Source organism: Salicibibacter cibi, from assembly GCF_016495865.1.
Lineage (GTDB): Bacteria > Bacillota > Bacilli > Bacillales > Marinococcaceae > Salicibibacter > Salicibibacter cibi.
In genome coordinates this window covers 931,293-950,057 of record NZ_CP054706.1, presented here as the reverse complement: position 1 = coordinate 950,057, position 18,765 = coordinate 931,293, and the positions used below count along the sequence as shown (strand labels likewise).

The 18,765-nt window shown below is 45.0% G+C and carries 21 protein-coding genes, 1 tRNA gene, 1 pseudogene and 1 riboswitch; of the genes and pseudogenes, 4 read left to right on the top strand and 19 right to left on the bottom strand.

Translation table 11 applies throughout. The features are described from left to right. Positions 1-2: 2 nt before the first annotated feature. From HUG20_RS04795 to HUG20_RS04720, 16 genes are all read right to left on the bottom strand, one after another. On the bottom strand, positions 3-1,658 hold the full coding sequence (locus tag HUG20_RS04795) for a BCCT family transporter (protein WP_200088646.1): 1,656 nt from the start codon (positions 1,656-1,658) through the stop codon (positions 3-5). A 188-nt stretch (positions 1,659-1,846) separates the two neighbouring features. After that, the gene (locus tag HUG20_RS04790) at positions 1,847-2,833 is read right to left on the bottom strand and encodes an agmatinase family protein (RefSeq protein WP_200088644.1); all 987 of its coding nucleotides are present in this window, start codon (positions 2,831-2,833) and stop codon (positions 1,847-1,849) included. Continuing rightward, the gene (gene hutI / locus HUG20_RS04785) at positions 2,830-4,104 is read right to left on the bottom strand and encodes an imidazolonepropionase (protein ID WP_200088642.1); all 1,275 of its coding nucleotides are present in this window, start codon (positions 4,102-4,104) and stop codon (positions 2,830-2,832) included. The genes HUG20_RS04790 and hutI overlap by 4 nt, the downstream gene beginning before the upstream one ends. Next, entirely contained in the window at positions 4,105-5,772 is a 1,668-nt protein-coding gene (gene hutU, locus HUG20_RS04780) for a urocanate hydratase (protein WP_200090388.1), read from the bottom strand. It lies immediately after the preceding gene. A gap of 197 nt (positions 5,773-5,969) precedes the next feature. Continuing rightward, a complete protein-coding gene (locus HUG20_RS04775; protein WP_200088639.1) occupies positions 5,970-7,409 on the bottom strand; it encodes a helix-turn-helix domain-containing protein in 1,440 nt (479 codons plus the stop codon). A gap of 19 nt (positions 7,410-7,428) precedes the next feature. Beyond that, positions 7,429-7,608 (bottom strand): NETI motif-containing protein, encoded by a 180-nt coding sequence (locus HUG20_RS04770; protein WP_200088637.1) that lies wholly within the window; start codon positions 7,606-7,608, stop codon positions 7,429-7,431. Further along, positions 7,609-8,097 (bottom strand): DUF2179 domain-containing protein, encoded by a 489-nt coding sequence (locus HUG20_RS04765; protein ID WP_425504108.1) that lies wholly within the window; start codon positions 8,095-8,097, stop codon positions 7,609-7,611. Between the two features lie 122 nt (positions 8,098-8,219). Next, complete coding sequence (locus HUG20_RS04760) at positions 8,220-8,750, bottom strand: isoprenylcysteine carboxyl methyltransferase family protein (protein WP_200088633.1); 531 nt, start codon at positions 8,748-8,750, stop codon at positions 8,220-8,222. A gap of 3 nt (positions 8,751-8,753) precedes the next feature. Then, positions 8,754-9,815, bottom strand: a complete 1,062-nt coding sequence (locus HUG20_RS04755; RefSeq protein ID WP_200088631.1) for a type III polyketide synthase — start codon at positions 9,813-9,815, stop codon at positions 8,754-8,756. Between the two features lie 116 nt (positions 9,816-9,931). Beyond that, positions 9,932-10,039: a hypothetical protein gene (locus tag HUG20_RS19920; protein WP_425504094.1), complete on the bottom strand. Its 108-nt coding sequence runs from the start codon at positions 10,037-10,039 to the stop codon at positions 9,932-9,934. A 503-nt stretch (positions 10,040-10,542) separates the two neighbouring features. Then, the gene (gene queF, locus HUG20_RS04745) at positions 10,543-11,031 is read right to left on the bottom strand and encodes a preQ(1) synthase (RefSeq protein WP_200088629.1); all 489 of its coding nucleotides are present in this window, start codon (positions 11,029-11,031) and stop codon (positions 10,543-10,545) included. Between the two features lie 12 nt (positions 11,032-11,043). Beyond that, positions 11,044-11,766, bottom strand: coding sequence for a 7-carboxy-7-deazaguanine synthase QueE (gene queE / locus HUG20_RS04740; protein WP_200088627.1), 723 nt, complete (start codon positions 11,764-11,766; stop codon positions 11,044-11,046). Then, the gene (gene queD / locus HUG20_RS04735) at positions 11,763-12,188 is read right to left on the bottom strand and encodes a 6-carboxytetrahydropterin synthase QueD (RefSeq protein ID WP_200088625.1); all 426 of its coding nucleotides are present in this window, start codon (positions 12,186-12,188) and stop codon (positions 11,763-11,765) included. Before queD ends, queE begins: the two co-directional genes overlap by 4 nt. Beyond that, positions 12,188-12,850 carry a 7-cyano-7-deazaguanine synthase QueC gene (queC, locus tag HUG20_RS04730; RefSeq protein WP_200088623.1) on the bottom strand — a complete coding sequence of 221 codons (663 nt, stop codon included), beginning with the start codon at positions 12,848-12,850 and terminating at the stop codon, positions 12,188-12,190. Before queC ends, queD begins: the two co-directional genes overlap by 1 nt. 84 nt (positions 12,851-12,934) lie before the next feature. Next, entirely contained in the window at positions 12,935-13,321 is a 387-nt protein-coding gene (locus tag HUG20_RS04725) for a hypothetical protein (RefSeq protein ID WP_200088614.1), read from the bottom strand. Positions 13,322-13,405: 84 nt separating this feature from the next. Continuing rightward, positions 13,406-13,981 carry an LOG family protein gene (locus HUG20_RS04720; RefSeq protein ID WP_200088612.1) on the bottom strand — a complete coding sequence of 192 codons (576 nt, stop codon included), beginning with the start codon at positions 13,979-13,981 and terminating at the stop codon, positions 13,406-13,408. A 108-nt stretch (positions 13,982-14,089) separates the two neighbouring features. Here HUG20_RS04720 and HUG20_RS04715 point away from each other — a divergent pair, with 108 nt between their 5' ends. The 3 genes from HUG20_RS04715 to csaA all read left to right on the top strand — a co-directional run bounded on the left by HUG20_RS04715 (position 14,090) and on the right by csaA (position 15,473). Continuing rightward, entirely contained in the window at positions 14,090-14,875 is a 786-nt protein-coding gene (locus HUG20_RS04715) for a class I SAM-dependent methyltransferase (protein WP_200088610.1), read from the top strand. Between the two features lie 98 nt (positions 14,876-14,973). Then, a tRNA-Ala gene (locus tag HUG20_RS04710) sits at positions 14,974-15,049 on the top strand. 91 nt (positions 15,050-15,140) lie between these two features. Continuing rightward, complete coding sequence (csaA, locus tag HUG20_RS04705; RefSeq protein WP_200088608.1) at positions 15,141-15,473, top strand: chaperone CsaA; 333 nt, start codon at positions 15,141-15,143, stop codon at positions 15,471-15,473. On the opposite strand, the gene HUG20_RS04700 is transcribed toward csaA, so the two are convergent. The 3 genes from HUG20_RS04700 to HUG20_RS04690 form a co-directional block, all read right to left on the bottom strand. Then, complete coding sequence (locus HUG20_RS04700; RefSeq protein WP_200088606.1) at positions 15,470-15,904, bottom strand: hypothetical protein; 435 nt, start codon at positions 15,902-15,904, stop codon at positions 15,470-15,472. The two genes, csaA and HUG20_RS04700, sit on opposite strands and share 4 nt — an antisense overlap. A gap of 144 nt (positions 15,905-16,048) precedes the next feature. Beyond that, complete coding sequence (locus HUG20_RS04695; protein WP_200088604.1) at positions 16,049-17,356, bottom strand: NCS2 family permease; 1,308 nt, start codon at positions 17,354-17,356, stop codon at positions 16,049-16,051. Between the two features lie 62 nt (positions 17,357-17,418). Further along, positions 17,419-17,519, bottom strand: a riboswitch (purine riboswitch). Between the two features lie 80 nt (positions 17,520-17,599). Next, the gene (locus HUG20_RS04690) at positions 17,600-18,292 is read right to left on the bottom strand and encodes a DsbA family oxidoreductase (RefSeq protein ID WP_200088602.1); all 693 of its coding nucleotides are present in this window, start codon (positions 18,290-18,292) and stop codon (positions 17,600-17,602) included. A gap of 187 nt (positions 18,293-18,479) precedes the next feature. On the opposite strand from HUG20_RS04690, the pseudogene HUG20_RS04685 reads away from it, so the two are divergent. Continuing rightward, positions 18,480-18,747: pseudogene (locus HUG20_RS04685) on the top strand (conjugal transfer protein); the annotation flags it as partial. Between the last annotated feature and the right edge of the window lie 18 nt (positions 18,748-18,765).

Here is an 18,765-nt window from a genome sequence, read left to right as displayed (position 1 = left end):
TATCACCTTTTTTCTCCATAATCGTTAGATATTGTAGTGTTTGAGTAGGATTCTTTGTTGACACCCTTATTTTCATAAGAGTGATTGTTGTATGCGCTTTCTGGATAATTAGTCTTATCATAATCAGCTTGACGAATAATACTCTTTAAAGTTGAAATCACTTGTAGGATGATAAAAAATAGAATCGAAAATCCTGCGACGGTCGCCATTTGTTTATTTGCATCAACCGCTGTAATTTCGCCACCACCAGTGCCTGCTGTAATGGTTAGCAAAGCCAACAAACCTAAAAGTGAGCCCCAAAATATTTTTACCTTGGCAAGGGGTTCCGGATTTTTGAAAGTGTTTCCAGTCGTGGTTAATGCAGAAACTGTAGTTGTGATGGAATCAGCTATAGTTGTAAAGGAGATAAAAATACAAAACAACATAATTAAGCTTATTAACCCTGTCCACGGAAGATGCTCTAAGAAAACGAACAAAGAAATCTCTAGACCACTTTCCTCATTCTGAATCAAATTCCAAAGTTGATTACCACCTTGCCAGTCATAAAATATTGCTGCTCCGCCAAAAACCCAAAACCATAACATGCCAAAACCAGCCGGCAAAAGTAAGTTAAAAATGACGAACTGGCGTAAAGTTCTGCCATAAGCTAATCTTGCCAAAAACATACCAATGATAGGTGCATAAGCTAAAAAAATTGACCAGTGAAATAACGGCCACTCCCTCGGCCACTCTGAACCTTCCATGGGGCTTGTCCATGTTAAACGTTCCAAAACATTGCTGAGAAAATATCCAGTACTTTGCGATCCTAAATTAAATATGAACGACGTAGGTCCGACAACAATAATAAAAGCCAATATACACAGATATATTTTAGTATTTTGATCCGACAAAAATCGAATTCCTTTTTGTAGCCCACTATAACTGGAAATAACATAAGTGACTGTTATCAAGACTACCAAAACCGACCACATAAATGGACCTGCTGTGATACCGGTCAAGTAATCTATTCCACTACCTATCTGAAGCACACCTTCGCCTAGGACAGCCGCCATGCCACCTGCAATTCCAAAAATACAAAGAATATTTACAAAGGTTCCTAAATGACCAAATGCCCTGTCTCCAAGAAGAGGATAGAGAGTTGAATTTATTGTATAAGGCAATTTCATATTGTAACATGCATAGGCAACGGCTATACCTGCCATCACATAGAGTGAATAGGGAGCTAGTGTCCAATGGACCATACTTGAAGCCATTGAAAAAACAGCAGCTTCTTCCGTTCCTGGTTGAATGCCAAGTACTTCTGGTGGTTCACTAAAAAATGTTAGCGGCTCTGCCAAACCCCAAAAAACAATCCCCGTGCCTATACCTGCCGTTAAAGAAATAGCAAACCATTGCCATTTAGTAATAGAAGGTTTAGCTTCTGATCCGCCAAACTTAATATTTCCATATTTTGAAAACCCTAAGAACAAACTTATAAAAATGAGGGCCAATACCGTGAAATTAAACAACCAACCAAAATTATTAAAGGCAAAATCCACAATTGTTGTTTGCAGTTCGTAATACGATGAAGGCCAGAATACTGCAATCAATGCAGTTATTACCAATATAAATGCAATCGGCAAAAAAACTGGCCAACGAATCTTCTTTTCTTCAACCATTTGAGACCCCCAAAAACCACAATTTGTCAAACTCTATGACCATAGCACCATATATCCATCATCATGAGCGATAACTGTTTTTAATAAGTTAGTATATATATGCGCTTACAAAAGAAGTTCTTTTTTCTTTATTATTATTTCTCAGTGTTTAGCCTATAGTTATTACCAAGGATTTATGGTAGCATTCCCTATCGCCTACAATACCCCGTCAAAAAAGAGAGCATCGTGTGCACGGCGCTTTTGACCGATAGATCACCGATATCTTTCCTCGGATCAAGACAGACGATGTCCATCGCCCTCACTTTCGGGTGTTCGCCAGCGATTTGTACAGCTTCGAACAATTCTTCCGAGTACATACCGCCCGGGGTTGCGGCCGGCGCAGCCGGCCCATGGACGATATCGAGAACATCCATGTCCGTGGTGAGATAAATCGTATCTACTTGATTCGCCAACTGCTGCAAGGCCTTATTGATCACATGATCCATGCCCTGTTTTCGAGCTTGCTTCATCGTCGTATAATGAATGCCTGCCTGGTCGGCATACGCTTTCAGCTCTTTTGCATTGAAAAAGCCATGCAAGCCGATATTGTGGACATATTTGCCTTGAATCGTTTCACTCTCTATCAACTGGCGGATTGGTGTGCCATTGGCTGGGCCGAGCGTATTGGGATCCCTTAAATCAAAATGGGTATCAAGCTGAAGGATCCCAATCGTTTCGTTTGGATGAGCTTCCTTCCACCCCTCCACCAACATCGCCGTAATAGAGTGATCTCCACCAAGGGAAAGGGGAAGCGTATGCGGATGATGTGTCCGCATCGCCAGCATCGTCTCCTGGATCTTCATGTGCGTATAACCAATATCGGTCACGTGTTGCTTCACATTCCCAAGATCGATAACTTTTAACTGAGCCAAATCGATATCTTCATCCAAATTGTAGGTTCCAAACGATTTCCATGCTTCGCGCATCATTTCCGGATTCTCACTCGCCGCCGAAGTGCTGATGGAAGACTTAGAAAGAGGCACGCCGAGGATGGTAACATCAAAGTCTTGCCAATTCGGTGCAGCCTCCCCGACATTTTCAATCCATTCATGCACTTTAAGATCTTCTGTTTTATCTGTTTGGTGGCTCCAGATTCGATTTGGCTTGTCGAGCATTGGATAAGGATAAAGCGTCATTGTAACTGTCCACCTGCCAAACGCACATGGCCGTCTTTTACGACTGTGTCCACGTGATTCATGCCATATTTGTACGATAAAGTCAGATGGTTCGGGACATCAAAAATAGTCAGGTCCCCTTTTTTACCCGGTTCAAGACTGCCGATCTCATCAGCACGACCAATGGCATGGGCAGCATTGATCGTCGTCGCAGTCATCACTTCTTCGGGAGTCATCCCCATCTTCAGGCAACCGAGGTTCATGATAAACGGCAGCGAAATGGTCGGTGATGAACCTGGATTTGCATCGGTGGAGAGTGCCATGGCCAAACCGGCATCGATCATTTTTCTCGCGTCAGCGAAATCGGCCATGAGGAAAAAGGCGGTTCCCGGAAGTAACACACCGACGACATCAGCATTCGCCATTTCCCTTATACCTTTGTCAGAAGCCTTTAGCAGATGATCGGCAGAGATAGCGCCTACTTCTGCAGCGAGCTCCGAACCTTCATAAGGTTCAATTTCGTCCGCATGGATTTTCGGCGTTAAACCGTATTGTTTGCCCGCTTCCAGAATTCTCCTTGATTGACTTGGGGTGAAAACCCCTCGTTCACAAAATACATCATTGAATTCCGCCAGATTTTTTTCAGCAACGACCGGTATCATTTCTTCAATGACACGATCAACAAAAGGTTCAGGGTTGTCTTTCTCATCCATCGGGATAGCATGCGCACCCATGAACGTAGAGACAATGTCCACCGGGTGGTCCGCTTGCAGCTCATGAGCGACTTCCAATTGTTTCAACTCGTGCTCAAGTGTTAAACCGTAGCCGCTTTTTGCTTCCACGGTCGTTACTCCGTGGATGAGGAATTGATCGAGTCTTTTCCTAGATTCTGCATATAACTGCTCGTGGCCGGCTTGTTGGGTGGCACGGGTCGTCGCATGAATGCCCCCTCCGGCATTCATGATGTCCATGTAACTCTGACCTTCAAGGCGCATCGCATATTCATTTTCCCTCGTCCCCGCGTGCACAAGATGGGTGTGAGGATCAACAAGACCGGGAGTAACGACTTTGCCGCTGGCATCTAAATGATCAGCTGCTTGAATGCGATTTTTATACTTGTTACGTATATCTTCGTCACGTCCGGCTTCTATAATTTTTCCGTCCTCAATGAGGAGACTTCCGTTTTCAATGAGGTTGAGTTGCGACATAGCTTCTTTCTTTGCCGGTTGATCTGTATGATTGGCCATGGTAATTAATTGTGCTGCATTGGAAATAAAGATTGCTTTATCCATTTATGATCCACTCCTTTTCAACATTGGAATTTGCACATCGTGGTGATTCGCCGTCTCTTCCGCAAGTTCATATCCGGCATCGACATGGCGCGCAACCCCCATGCCGGGATCGGTGGTCAATACACGTTCGAGACGTTCTCCCGCTTCTTTTGTTCCATCAGCAACGATAACCATGCCCGCGTGCAACGAATAACCCATGCCAACACCCCCGCCATGGTGGACACTGACCCAGCTGGCTCCACCAACGCTGTTGATCAACGCATTCAATATCGGCCAGTCGGCAACCGCATCGCTGCCATCTTTCATCGCTTCCGTCTCTCGGTTTGGAGAAGCGACTGAACCGGAATCAAGATGATCACGCCCGATAACGATCGGTGCTTTTATTTCTCCGCGGGCAACCAAGTCATTGATGATTTTTCCGAATTTCACTCTTTCACCATATCCCAGCCAACAAATCCTTGAAGGTAGGCCTTGGAAGCTGATTTTTTCCTGGGCCATCCGAATCCAGTTGCATAAATGCTCATTCTCGCTGAATTCTTGTAAAATGACTTCATCCGTCTTATAGATATCTTCCGGGTCTCCTGACAGAGCCACCCACCGAAAAGGGCCTTTTCCTTCACAAAACTGAGGACGGATATAAGCTGGAACAAAGCCGGGGAAATCGAAGGCACGTTCAACACCCTCGTCTTTTGCCACTTGGCGAATGTTATTTCCATAGTCAAACGTAATGGCCCCCTGATTTTGCAGTTGAAGCATAGCTTCTACATGAGACACGATGCTTCGCCGGGAGTGTTTCGTATAAACTTCAGGATCCTGTTTGCGAAGGTCAGCCGCTTGCTCCACGGTCATATCGATAGGAACATATCCATTCAAAGGGTCATGAGCAGAGGTTTGATCGGTTAAAATGTCAGGTGTAAATCCTTGCTGCAGCATTTCCGAAAGAATTTCTGCCGCGTTCCCCAGCAAGCCAATCGAAAGCGCTTCATTTTTATTTTTAGCTTTCTCCGCCCACTGTAAGGCTTCTTCTAAACTTTCCGTAGAAACATCCAAATAATTCGTTTCCAGGCGGCGACTGATGCGATGAGCATCAATTTCAATGGCGATACACACACCCCCGTTCAATGTAACCGCCAACGGCTGAGCACCACCCATACCCCCAAGACCGGCGGTGACCGTAATCGTCCTAGCCAAAGAACCCCCGAAGTGCTGTTTGCCACATTCCCCGAATGTTTCATATGTTCCTTGTACAATGCCCTGGCTTCCTATATAAATCCAGCTTCCGGCGGTCATTTGTCCGTACATCATTAACCCTTTTTGGTCCAACTGCTGGAAATGGTCCCAATTCGCCCAGGCAGGAACGAGGTTGGAATTGGCCATTAGTACCTTGGGCGCGTCCTTATGTGACTTAAACACCGCCACCGGCTTTCCAGACTGAACCAGCAACGTTTCATTGTCGTTAAGCGTTTTCAAAGTTTCTACAATCGCATCGTAACTCTCCCAATTGCGGGCAGCCTTACCAATTCCACCATATACGACTAAATTGTCCGGATTCTCAGCTACATCCGGATGTAAATTGTTATTCAACATCCGCAACGCCGCTTCCTGGATCCAGCCTTTTGTGTTTAATTCTGAACCTCTGTATTGCTCAACGTTTTTCACATGATCCATCCTTTCTGCATCAAACATTTCTTAATTTAATCTTAGCAATGAAGACTCGAACAAAACAGACGATATCCTTTAAAATTTCTATAAAAATATATAACATTAATAGATATATATATGAAAAACCGGGATATTTTATAGCATTTTATTTTGAAATGATACTTTTATGTCATAAAAAAGAACCGCTGTCCATACAGCGGATATTAATCGGAGTGTCTATAAATCCGGGGAGCTTGTCCTGTGTGCATTTTGAACACACGACTAAAATAATTGGCATTATTAAACCCAGTTGCCCAGGCGATATTTTGTATGCTTTCATCTGAAAAGCGTAGCATTTCTTTCGCTTTTTGCAGGCGAATAGAGAGCAAAATCTCACGAAATGAACGTTGATAGTTTTTAGAAAGTAAATGGCTGAGGTAAGAAGGACTCAGCTCCACATACATCGCGACGTTAGTTAAGGTTAGCCCAGCATCGGCAAACTGCTCTTCCATATAGGAAACCGCTCGCTCTATGGCGCTTGTCTTTCCTATAGAAGAGAACGTTCGTACCTGCACAAGATGATTTATAAAAAGAAACATATCCTGAACGATGCGATAAAGAACCGGACTGTATAAAATTTTATCAAAGATGGTTTTGTAATACGTTTCCATCTCTTGATTTTCGATGCCGTTGCGATCCATGAATCGCCGCACTTGTGCAAGGATACTCGTCAATCGGGTCCGCAGTAAACCGGGCTCCGGATAAGGAGGTTCCAATGCAAAAAATTCCTCATACAACCAAGTCTTTATTTCCTTTCCTTTTCCTTCTTCCAGCATATAAACCCATTTACGTTGGTCCTCCATCGTTAAAAAAGGATCGATAACTCTCCACTCACGAACTGTTTCTACATCCAACACTTGATTGTAACCAGTGAAAAATGTAATTTCCATGCCTTTGCGCAATTTTACATACGCTTGATGAAGCGATACCTCTTGCTTTTGCTCATGAACAACGACCGCTAACGGAGTGTCTGCAACCAAGGACCATTCACGCAAGAAACGTTGGGATAATGCCATCGGATCTCGATAATCATGTTTAAAGACAAGCGCAATTCGATCACTTAGTGAAAAAACAAGAGGATCATAATAAAAATCAAACTGCTCGATAAATTTTCTTAAACGGGTCAGATCACCGATATTTTCCGGTTTTAACAAAAACATAGGAAATGGATAAGGAGCACCATCCTCAATAAATAATGATTCATAACGCACTTGGTCCTGCTGCTCAACCTGACGGTCATTGACCAACGATAACTTTTCCGCCGCCTGCTGTAACCCACGTTTGACTCGAGGTGGGGACAATGGTTTAACCCATAAGTCCACGATTTGCAATTCCAATGCTTGCATAGCTCTTTCAAACGTTGGTTCAGCCGTCATGGCCATCACCTGGGCCGCACGTGGGATGTACGATTTGACTACCTCCCATTTATCACTTGCCATCATTTCCAGTTCCATACAAACAATATCCGGGGACATATTCTCCAATTCAGCTACAAAATCTGAAAGCGAATCAGCAGTTTGTATTGTTGTGATCGGCATAGAATACTTTGAGATAAACCATTGAATGCCCCGTATTTCTTCTTTGTCCCGATCCGCAATCAACAACTTATAAATAGTCCCACCCCTATTTCTTCCTAGCCTCAAATTGCACCCGTTGTTCTGCCACTTCAACCTCGTTGTTCCCTTCCCGAAAAACAGGTTTCTCCATCCTGCGTACGGGCTCATATCCATCTCTTGCTATCCTGTCTAAACATTCGGCAATCGTTTCATTTTTTTCTACTTCATAGGTTATCTTTTTCCCCATTTATCGTCGCACTCCTTTTACCCAGAAGCCACCGTTGAATTTTTTCGGTTCATGAGACACAATAAAAGCTTTTGAATCAAGTGTTTTTACGGTGTCAAACAAATCTTTTTCCGATTTACGGGAGGTCAAAATTTCCATCATCAACCGTTCGCCTTCTCTACCGTAAGCCACCCAATTCGTGACGCCATAGCCTTTGTCCCGTAAGCGATTCGGAATGTCAGGCTCGTATTCTTTCGTAATCACGTTAACAGTAATATACCCTAACGCCAGCTTTTCTTCAATTTTCATGCCGACAATGACACCAATGCCGAATCCCAGGGCGTAAGCCATCACATGGAGGACAGACGTCATGTTATCGAGCACAATGCCAAGACCGGTTACATAGATGGTGATTTCCGCCATCCCGACAACCGCGGCTCCGTAGCGAACTCCCTTTAGCGTTAACATCATGCGCAGCGTGAACAAGCTAACGTAAGCTACGTTGATCATCAAAATAATGAAAATCAACGTCCAGGCATTTTCGAGCAAAAAAGTTCCCAAGGCGGTCAACCCTCCCCGATCATGATTATTTTCCGGAAAAATATATCACGAATCTCTGGTTTCGGGAAGCATTATTTTTCGCGTGGTTCGACATGTCGATAACCGTTAAGCGCGCGTTCTTCAACGGGAATGCGAACAAAAAAGAGCATGCATGCATTGGCGATGGTAAAAATAACAGCCGTGACGTACGCTTGAAAGATCAGCGGCAACAGCAGAATTTCTGTCATTACAACGAGATAGTTCGGATGCTTTAACCAACGATATGGGCCTCTTTTAATCATGTTTTCGCCCGGTAAAATCATTACTTTCAAATTCCAGAAACGTCCGAGTGAACCCATCACCCACGCGCGCAAACCTTGTGCGCCGAGAAAGAGGATGAGCAGAACCGGCCATCCCGGCATTAGAGCAAACGCATTAAAATACGCTTCAAACAAAAGCGACAACAGAAATGCGCTATGCATCGCTACCATCCATGGATAATGTTCGCTTCCATGTTCAACGCCTCCCCTTGCCTTCATCCATGCTTCATTTTTTCGTGCAAACCATAACTCAAAACAACGTTGGGCAATGACCCACAAATATAAAATCACAAACAGTACCATTGTTTACCTCCATTCCAACCAAAGCAACTCGGAACTAAAACCCGGGCCAAGGGCAGTGACCAATCCCTCAGCGCCGCGAGGGTATTCTTTTTGCAAAATCTCTTTAAGCACGTACAAAACCGTTGGCGATGACATATTCCCGTGACTCGCGAGGATTTTTCGCGCGTGTGCCGTAAGATCCGAGTGCAAAACAAGTGTATCTTCATAAGCTTCCAACACTTTTCTTCCGCCCGGGTGCGCCACAAGTGCCGTAATGTCGTTATAATGTTTCCCCAATCGCTCTAAAAACTGATCGATATTCGGTCCTACCCATGAATGGACGATGGAAGGGATGTGTCGGGAGAAAACAACATGCAAACCTTCATCGCCAATATCCCAACCCATGACACGCTCGGAATCCCGCATCAATGTGGATTGTGTATCGGTAATGTGGGGTTGCGGGGCGCCACTCAGTTGCACCTTATCCCCTGTAACAAGCGCACATGCCACTCCATCGGCGAATAAAGACGTTCCAATTAGGTTGCTCTTCGAACGATCCCCGTGCTGAAACGTTAAACTGCACAATTCAATACATAGAACGAGCACCTGCGCTTCCGGATAAGCACAGCAATACTCGTGGGCACGTGCAAGCCCCGCAGCACCTCCGCCGCATCCCAACCCCCATAAGGGGATTCGATTCATATGTACCGGCAACTGCAATTGATTCATTATTCGTGCCTCAATGGAAGGGGTGGCGAAACCTGTACTCGTCACCGAGATAAACGCCGTTACATCTTCATGGTTCGCCCCCGCTTCTTTTATGCATGATTCAACGGCTTTAGCACCCAATTCAACGGCATTTTCTATGAACGCATCATTTTTTTCTCCAAAGCTGTGGGGCTCTTGATACCATTCCAACGGTTTCACAAACTGTCTCGTTTCAATCTGTCCGTGGTCAAATGCTTTCAGCAAGCGGTCAATGTTTCCGAAGTCGTCAGCAAAAAGTTTACGGACCATATTTGCAACTTCCGTTTGCGATACCTCATATGGAGGGATCGCGGTTGCCACCGCTTGAATCACAGGCATTCTATCGCCTCCTTGTCTCCCTAGTATGACCGTTTATACGAAAAAAATGATGATCACTAAAAAACCTTGCATACGCTTTTATGCAAGGTTTGATAGACAATCTCGGCGGTTATGGGCTATTCAAAAATATATTCAAGGTCACTTTTCAAATCCTTGAATAGAGCACTTTGTAAATGGTCTTCTTTGCTATAAAAGAGCGGTTTGTCGTATTGTTCATTCTCCAACGAATAGACTTCAATGTACGCATGGATAGGATCTATGATCCAGTATTCTTTTATGCCAGCTTTTCATACAAATGTCTTTTGATCTTTTTATCCATGTTAATTGAAGAAGGGGATACTATATTCAATGATTACGTCCGGTGAACCCTTGCAACCGGCATCATCCAACTTGTCTGGATCGCAGACGACAACAAGATCCGGCTGCACCACATCGAATACTTGATCATCAGAACGATTCTCTGCAAACAACCGCACGTGTTTAGAATGGCATCACTGGTGTGAGTGATTCATTCAACCATTCTGCACTAGTGCTTTATCCCAGAAATTATTTAATAGGTCTAGAGTGATATTGCCACCTATCTAGGGACTGCAGTGCGATTCCCTTGGATGAAGGAGGCACTGCTCTAGAGGAACAAGCGATGCTAAATAATCCCTCAAACAAAGGCCGAGACCACTACGAATGGAACAAGAAAAACAGGCCGGATCCCCTCCATGCCTGCTCCTTATTACCGATTCGTAATGGTCTCCGGGTACATATCATGGTAGAGCAAACGTTGCTCTGCCATTTGCTCATATTTGCTTCCGGGTTTGCCGTAGTTGACGTAAGGGTCAATCGAGATCCCGCCCCGCGGTGTAAATTTCCCCCATACCTCAATATATCTCGGCGCCATTGCCTCAACAAGATCATTAACGATAATGTTCATCGCGTCTTCGTGAAAATCCCCGTGGTTGCGAAAACTGAACAGATAAAGTTTGAGCGCCTTGCTTTCCACCATTTTCCTGTCGGGGATATAGCTGATATAGAGCGTGGCGAAATCCGGTTGTCCTGTGATCGGGCAAAGCGTTGTAAACTCCGGGGTATTGAATTTCACAAAATAATCCCGGTAAGGATGCTGATTATCAAAGGTTTCAAGCAATCCGGGGTCATATTCGAAGTTATATTTTGACCTTTCATTTCCAAGATGCGTCAAGTCGGAGTGGTGTTCTTCTGTCATCGTAAAGCTCCTTTATACTCCTTGTTTGTTTCCCCACAGCAACGCATGAATTTGCGGCAACACGCGCACACGATTTAATTCGGGGTCGTCCATCACCTTGTCGACGAGCCTTTCATACTTCTCTAGCAAATGATCGCGGAGCCGTGCAGGGTTTTGATTGTCCAAATCATCATTCCCGACTTGCAAATAAAAAGGTACGCCCGGGTAACGCCCGTGTACCTGCTTAGCATAGGCCAAATCTTCTTCATCGAAAATCACGATTTTCAAGTTATGGTTCCCGACACGGCGTTCGAATAATCGCCTCATGAATGTGTCCAGCCGTGACCAGTCCGTTGTCATGGCTGAACTGGGCGGTTTCGGGGAAATCGTTACATCTTCTACTTCCAATATCCAGTCTTGCCAAAATGAACCTTGTGTCTCCACGGCTGACTCGATGTCCTTTTCCTGAAAACGTTCAATCAGATCAGCAATGCCGGCATGGAGGGCCGGATTTCCGCCGGAGATCGTCACATGCGAAAAGCGATCACCGCCAACCTGCTCAAGTTGTGCCATGATTTCATCCGCAGTCATCGGTGTTGCTTTCTGACTTCCATCCCACGTAAACGCAGAATCACACCATGCACATTGGTAATCACAGCCGCCGGTGCGAACAAACATCGTTTTTTGACCGGCAACCATTCCTTCCCCTTGAATCGTAGGACCAAATATTTCTAAAACAGGAATTTTCCCACTCATTGATGCTCATCTCGCTTCGGTCGATACATCGCGTAACTTGTAGGCGTTTCACGGACGAGCACTTGCAGGCAATAAGGGCGGTTTTCTTGTTCTGCCAAGCGTTCATCGATCTTCTCCCAAAACACGCGGGCGACCACTTCTGTCGTTGGCAACCCATCTGCAAAGTCGGGATGATCGTTTAAAAGTGAATGATCATAGACCCCGTGAATCTCCTCTTTCAACGTTTTAAAATTCACGAGAAATCCCAAATCATCAAGCGTGTCCCCCGCGATCGTTAGATTGATAAAATACGTATGACCATGCGTCTCTCTGCAACGCCCTGCATCATTGTTGTCAATAAAATGGGCGGCAGCAATTTGCATGTCTTTATTCAATTCGTACCGAAAATCATGAAAGACTTGCGGGTAAAATTGTTGTAGCATTACGCATCCCTGTCCTTGCTGTTCAAATACGTTTCAAGCCCTTGCCTGCGCAATTTGCACGCCGGGCACTCACCACAGCCGTTGCCGATAATGCCATGATAACACGTAAGCGTGCATGCACGAATATAGTTTAACTGCCCTAGATCATCAGCCAACTTCCACGTTTCTGCTTTATCCAACCACATCAGAGGGGTGTGCAATACAAAGGTCTCATCTATCGCCAAATTCAGCGTCACATTCAAAGACTTCACAAACCCGTCCCGACAGTCCGGATAACCGCTGTAATCCGTCTCACACACACCGGTTACAATATGCTTGGCGCCTCGTTGTTCCCCGAAGATTGCCGCAAAAGACAAAAACAGCAAATTACGTCCGGGGACGAATGTGCTCGGCAACTCTCCATCTGCGCCTTCGCTCACTTCGATATCCTTTCGGGTGAGTGCGTTAGGCGCCAGTTGGTTCAGCAATTCCATGTCAAGCACCTCATGCTCAACCCCGACAGCAGCGGCGATCTCTCTGGCAACTTCAATTTCGCCATCATGCCGCTGTCCATAAGCAAATGTCACCGCATATACTTTTTCAAAACGTTCCAATGCCCAAAATAAACAAGTCGTACTGTCTTGCCCTCCGCTAAACACGACAACAGCGCTCTCTTTTTTCACCACAGCCCCTCCTTTCAATCCGTCCATTGCATTCAATCTCTCTTATAATACAAGAAGCATCCATAATTTTAAAGCATTCTGTTTTTATTCTATATCATAATTTTCATATACACCCGCGAACGTACGTCGATCTGAGAGCGGTGTGACTTGTTCTACGGTACGATTATCCTGTTGGACTTGAATTAAGTAATAATCTTGTCCATTGTGAGCAAGATAGAAATTCGGATTCCCGCCCCAGCTATTGTTCGATCCACTCCCGATATATTCATATAAAAACACCGGCCAATCCGTTTCCGCTTGAATATTCGTTTCCAGCGTCTGTTGCTGGGTTAAATCGCCAATGTAATTCAAGGAAAAAAAGAGCGTTACAACAATAATAGAAAAAAAGAACGCGAACGTACGAAGCCTCCGTTTTAATCGCTTTTGGTGAATCTCTTTGATTGTTTGCGATCGAATGGACCCTTCTTCCACAACGATCACCCCCCGGATTACTAGTGTGCGCTTTCACTAGTAACTCTATGAAATCAGACCGGCGGATATTCCTATCTTTTAACTCTAGCTATCTTTCCATTTCGGACGCAATTGCGGACGTTGATAGGAGGACATTTTTTCCAGCAGTTTTTGCGGGGAGGCATCAATCGTGAGCAAATCGAGATTATCTTCGTTGGAAAACCCTTCTTGCACGCTATATTGGATCATTTTCAAAAGCGGCAAAAAGTAACCTTCCACATTTAAAAGACCCATGGGTTTCTCATGAATCCCGATTTGCGCCCAACTATAGATTTCAAACAGCTCTTCAAATGTGCCTGCCCCTCCCGGCAACGCGATAAAACCATCGGACAGGTCGCTCATTTTCGCTTTCCGTTCGTGCATACCATCCACCTCGACGAGGCTCGTTAGCGATCGGTGTACGACTTCCCCGCGAAACAAGCCCTTCGGCATCACGCCAATTACTTCACCGCCGGACGTAATCATTTCATTGGCCACTTCGCCCATCAAACCAATGCTGGAACCACCATAGACAAGCCGGATGTTATTTTCCGATAAACTGCGTCCAAGTTTCCGGGCTTCCTTAGCATACGTTTTTCGTTTCCCGGTATTGGAACCTGCAAAGACACAAATCGTGTTCATTGTGTTTTTTCACCTCTTTTTTCCAATGAGAAGTTGATTTTTTTCGATGTATCCTGTATCTTCACTATAATAAGATATCCTATTCGCGCTTGAAAGGAGTTACCCACCTTGACTGATCAACACCAGATTGCCGCTAAGATATGGGATCCAACCCTCTATGATAATACGGCTCAATATGTCCTTTACTATGGAGAGGATGTTCTAAAATGGCTGGCTCCGAAAAAGGGCGAACATATCATTGATTTGGGATGTGGAACCGGGAACCTGACAGCAAAAATAGCAGAATCCGGCGCAAACGTGACCGGGATTGACAACTCGGAAGCAATGATTCGGGAAGCGAAAAAACAATACCCGGAAATCTCCTTTATCCAAGCCGACGCAACGAATTTTCAATTGGACGAACCTGTTGAAGCTGTATTTTCCAATGCCGCCCTTCATTGGATGACAGACCCGCAAGCGGTGCTTGCTTCCGTATCGAAAGCGCTAAAACCGGGCGGCAGATTTATAGGCGAAATGGGCGCAAAAGAAAACATCGCTACCATTATTGCCGCCATCAATATGGCGTTTGTCGAAATCGGTCAAGAACCGATGCCCGCCATATTCCCATGGTATTTCCCCAGTCTAGCAGAATATGCGACGTTGCTCGAAGAAAATGGATTCACCGTTGAGCAAATGGCGCAGTTTCAACGGCCGACAGCGTTAAACAACGGACCGGAAGGACTTAAAACTTGGATGCGAAACTTTGCCGATCCACTCTTGGACCCACTCAACGAAGAAGACCGAGAATTTGTGCTGGAACGAACAATTACCTATGCAGAACCGGCACTCGTTGATGACGGTACATGGTTTGCCGATTATGTAAGGCTCCGGTTTGTGGCGGTAAAAGATGATTAGATAGGAACGTCATTTCCCGGACGACAAAATCCGCAAAATTTCTTGACGCTTGTTCCCTTTCCTGTTATATTAATAATTGTTGCAAAGCTAGCCGGATCGGGGCCATAGCTCAGCTGGGAGAGCGTCGCGCTGGCAGCGCGAAGGTCAGGGGTTCGAGCCCCCTTGGCTCCACCAGTTACATAATTTGCATAAACCCACGCAGTTCCTCAATCGGGGGGCTGCGTTTATTTTTATTCGGAACCGTGGTGTAATAGGAGTGATCCCTTTGGCAACAATCGAAGATTTTACGAAGCTCGACATACGTATCGGAACCGTTCTAAAATCCGAATACCTCAGCGGTGCAAAAATTCCCGCCATTACGATGGAAATTAATTTCGGGGATGAGATAGGGATAAAGGCGTCAAGTGCACAAGTCACACAACGTTACGAACCTAGTGCATTAATCGGAGAACAAGTGGTGGCGATCGTTAACTTTCCTCCGCGAAAAATTGCCGGTTTCACTTCCGAAGTGCTCGTCATTGGCGGTGTTCCTGAAAAAGGGGATGTCGTATTACTTAAACCGGATATGCCATTGCCGAACGGAACGAGCATTTCTTAATCGGATGCTAGCAAAGGGACCATAAAATGTTGTTTAAAGTATTGGCCGTCGACTTCTTCTTGCCAGAGGATCAATACATCCAACGCTTCAACATCTTGAGCGATAGGGAGGTTCCGGGCATCCAGTGAAGCATTTGCTGTCAGTTCGTCTGCTTCTTCTGTCGCCACCCCATCATCACGATGCTTGCCTCCCTCTTGGCGGAACGCGTGCATGCGTACATCTTTTTTGTTACCCGACGTGTTTTCAAGTTTCAACTCGTACATATCAATATTCCCGGGTTGGCACAGGCGATCACTGTCGGCATCAGATGTGTCTACGATTAATCGCCAATCCTCTTCTTCTAAAGTGAGTGGAAGTTCGGCAGCCATTCCATCATTCGGGTACAAAAATAACATCATAAGCGATGAAATAAAATATATATACCGTTTCACATTTAGCCCCTACCCTTCACATGACACCAGTTTGCTGGCTTTTACCCTAATGTTGCCTGATCGATTAAAACTATACCACCGGGCACCCGTTTTAAATGGCGGAGCGCACAGAAAAAACCCGCATGCAGCATGCGGGTTTTGCCCTTACAAAAAGAAAATATAACCAGCAAACACAAAAAACAGCACATACATAATCGGATGAACGTTTTTGCCTTCTCCTTTTAAAATCATTGTAATCGGATAAAACATAAATCCGAGAGCAATGCCGTTTGCGATGCTGTACGTAAGTGGCATCACCACAACGGTGAGAAAACACGGGAGCGCTATTTCCAATTTATCCCAATCGATCAACTTAAGAGCTGCGGCCATCAGCACACCGACGACAATCAATGCTGCTGCCGTGACAGCTTCTGTAACCACCGCAAGGAGCGGCGAGAAAAAAAGCGACAACATAAACAACGCTGCAGTGACAAGCGAGGTGAACCCGGTACGTCCGCCGGCGGCAACTCCGGAGGTTGATTCAACAAAAGCTGTTGTCGTTGAGGTCCCTAGCACCGCACCAACAGACGTAGCGGAAGCATCAGACAAAAGCGCACGGCCGGCATTGGGCAATTTGTTATTTTTCACAAAACCTGCTTGGTTGGCAACTGCGTAAAGCGTTCCCGCCGTGTCGAAAAAATCAACGAATAGAAAGGTCAAAATAACGATAATTAATTGCATAATAAGCGCCGATGTCCATTCAACCTCTGTCAAACCGGTGAACGCCGCGCCAAATGTAGGGGCAAGGCTCGGAATCGAATCAACGATGGCTGATGGCATTTCTACCAAACCGGTAATGATCCCGGCTACAGCGGTTAAGACCATCCCGTAAAAAATACCACCGCGGGCGCCCAGCACCAAAAAGATGACGGTTACGACAAGGCCAAATATTGCCAAAAGCGTTGTCGGGGAAGCCATATCTCCTAGCGCCACATAGGTGGACTCATCAGGAACGACAATTTCTGCATTCTGCAGGCCTACAAACGCGATAAACAGCCCGATCCCGCTGGCTGCAGCATATTTGAGTTCTGCGGGGATAGCATTAATAATCACTTCACGGATTTTAAATAACGTTATGAGTATCATTATAATTCCGGAAACAAAAACTCCAAAAAGTGCGATCTCCCAGTCGATGCCCATGCCCAACACGACAGTATAAGCAAAAAACGCGTTCAGGCCCATCCCCGGAGCAAGAGCAATCGGATATTTCCCCCACAATGCCATAATCGCGGTACCGATGGCAGCAGCGATGGCAGTGGCTGCGAATACCGCGTTCATATCCATCCCCGTATCACCTAAAATTTGCGGGTTCACAAAAAGGATATAGGCCATCGCCAGAAACGTCGTTACACCTGCCATGATCTCCTTGCTGTATGTAGTGTTATTTTCCTCAAAACGAAAATAATTTTTCAATGATTCCGTCCTCCCTTGCGTAAAATTAAAAAACGGCCGTTGCCTTCAAGCATAACGACCGATAATAGAAATCTATCGATCATAGTCGGATCATTTACGGTGTCCGGTAGAGACTCACGAGCCATATTCCCGCGATTATATGAACCTATTTATTTTTCATGACGACGTTATTTTACAACGATGATGATACCTTGTCAATAAAAGCCGAATAATAACTTGTGTTTAATGGCTCATTATTCGGCTTTAGCATGATTCATCCGTACAACTTTCTCCTTGGCTGATAATATTGATCTTGTTTTCACTTTCTTCCTCTTGCACTTTTTCCAACACTTCCAGAAAAGCATGTGCCGGCTGCGCTCCGGATATCGCATATTTACGATTAAAAACAAAGAATGGAACACCCTGCACGCCGATGTCTGTCCCTTCTTGCATTTCTTCGCGGACAATATCTTCATACCGATCACTGTCCAACATGGCACGGACAGCTTCTCCCTCGATCCCGACTTCCTCGGCGAGGGTCACGAGTGTTTCGTGATCGCCGACATGTTTTCCTTCGGTGAAATATGCCATTAACAAACGTTCCATCATTTCTTCCATTTTGCCTTCTTCTTTTGCAAAATGGCTGAGGCGATGGGCGTCTTTCGTGTTTGTAAGCACAGAGGATTCCAGGTTATAATCCAAGCCGACCTCTTTTGCTTGGTCCGTGACTTGTTGTGTCATTTCATTTGCCTTTTCCATTGACATGCCATACTTTCCGGCAAGCATCTCCGCGTTGGTTTGCGTTTGCTCTGTGTCTGCATTAGGGTCGAGCTGAAAACTTTTAAACGTTACATTAACGTCGCCACGATGTGAAAATTGTTGCAGGCCGTCTTCGAATTTTCTTTTTCCAATAAAGCAAAACGGACAGGCGATATCCGACCAGATTTCGACGTTCATTTTTTGCCTCCTTTTTCTGTCTACGTTAACCATATACGGATGCGAAGGCGAAAACAATTAATGTGCTTCATCACTTGGGAAGGCCACCTCTCAGCTTGAGAAAATGGCCTTTTATATTTATTCCGACTCAGTACTTCGCCAATACAATATAGTGCAATATCGTTGATATAATAGGATTTCAGGAAATATCACTGAGTTTCTAGAAACTTTCTTTGCTTCATACCCTACTGCAACAGAGAAAGAGTTGGCGTATTATCTGAGGAACAATGCCCTACCAGTTATGGAGAAGGATTATACGTTTTCAGAATTGATTAATCCAGTCTTTCAAGAAAAAGAGAATCAGGTTAAAGCATGGGTTACGGTGAAATATTTAGATGAAGCTACAAAAGCAATACAGCTTTCACAATATGAACTCACATTAGAGAAAGATACTAAACTGGATGATTGTAAAATAAAAGAACAAAATAGAAAAC

Excerpts from the sequence above, each read along its gene's own strand:
- HUG20_RS04795 (WP_200088646.1), bottom strand. The coding sequence starts at position 1,658 with ATGGTTGAAGAAAAGAAGATTCGTTGGCCAGTTTTTTTGCCGATTGCA.
- HUG20_RS04790 (WP_200088644.1), bottom strand. The coding sequence starts at position 2,833 with ATGACGCTTTATCCTTATCCAATGCTCGACAAGCCAAATCGAATCTGG.
- hutI (WP_200088642.1), bottom strand. The coding sequence starts at position 4,104 with ATGGATAAAGCAATCTTTATTTCCAATGCAGCACAATTAATTACCATG.
- hutU (WP_200090388.1), bottom strand. The coding sequence starts at position 5,772 with ATGGATCATGTGAAAAACGTTGAGCAATACAGAGGTTCAGAATTAAAC.
- HUG20_RS04770 (WP_200088637.1), bottom strand. The coding sequence starts at position 7,608 with ATGGGGAAAAAGATAACCTATGAAGTAGAAAAAAATGAAACGATTGCC.
- HUG20_RS04765 (WP_425504108.1), bottom strand. The coding sequence starts at position 8,097 with ATGATCAACGTAGCTTACGTTAGCTTGTTCACGCTGCGCATGATGTTA.
- HUG20_RS04760 (WP_200088633.1), bottom strand. The coding sequence starts at position 8,750 with ATGGTACTGTTTGTGATTTTATATTTGTGGGTCATTGCCCAACGTTGT.
- HUG20_RS04755 (WP_200088631.1), bottom strand. The coding sequence starts at position 9,815 with ATGCCTGTGATTCAAGCGGTGGCAACCGCGATCCCTCCATATGAGGTA.
- queF (WP_200088629.1), bottom strand. The coding sequence starts at position 11,031 with ATGACAGAAGAACACCACTCCGACTTGACGCATCTTGGAAATGAAAGG.
- queE (WP_200088627.1), bottom strand. The coding sequence starts at position 11,766 with ATGAGTGGGAAAATTCCTGTTTTAGAAATATTTGGTCCTACGATTCAA.
- queD (WP_200088625.1), bottom strand. The coding sequence starts at position 12,188 with ATGCTACAACAATTTTACCCGCAAGTCTTTCATGATTTTCGGTACGAA.
- HUG20_RS04720 (WP_200088612.1), bottom strand. The coding sequence starts at position 13,981 with ATGAACACGATTTGTGTCTTTGCAGGTTCCAATACCGGGAAACGAAAA.
- HUG20_RS04690 (WP_200088602.1), bottom strand. The coding sequence starts at position 18,292 with ATGAACGTCGAAATCTGGTCGGATATCGCCTGTCCGTTTTGCTTTATT.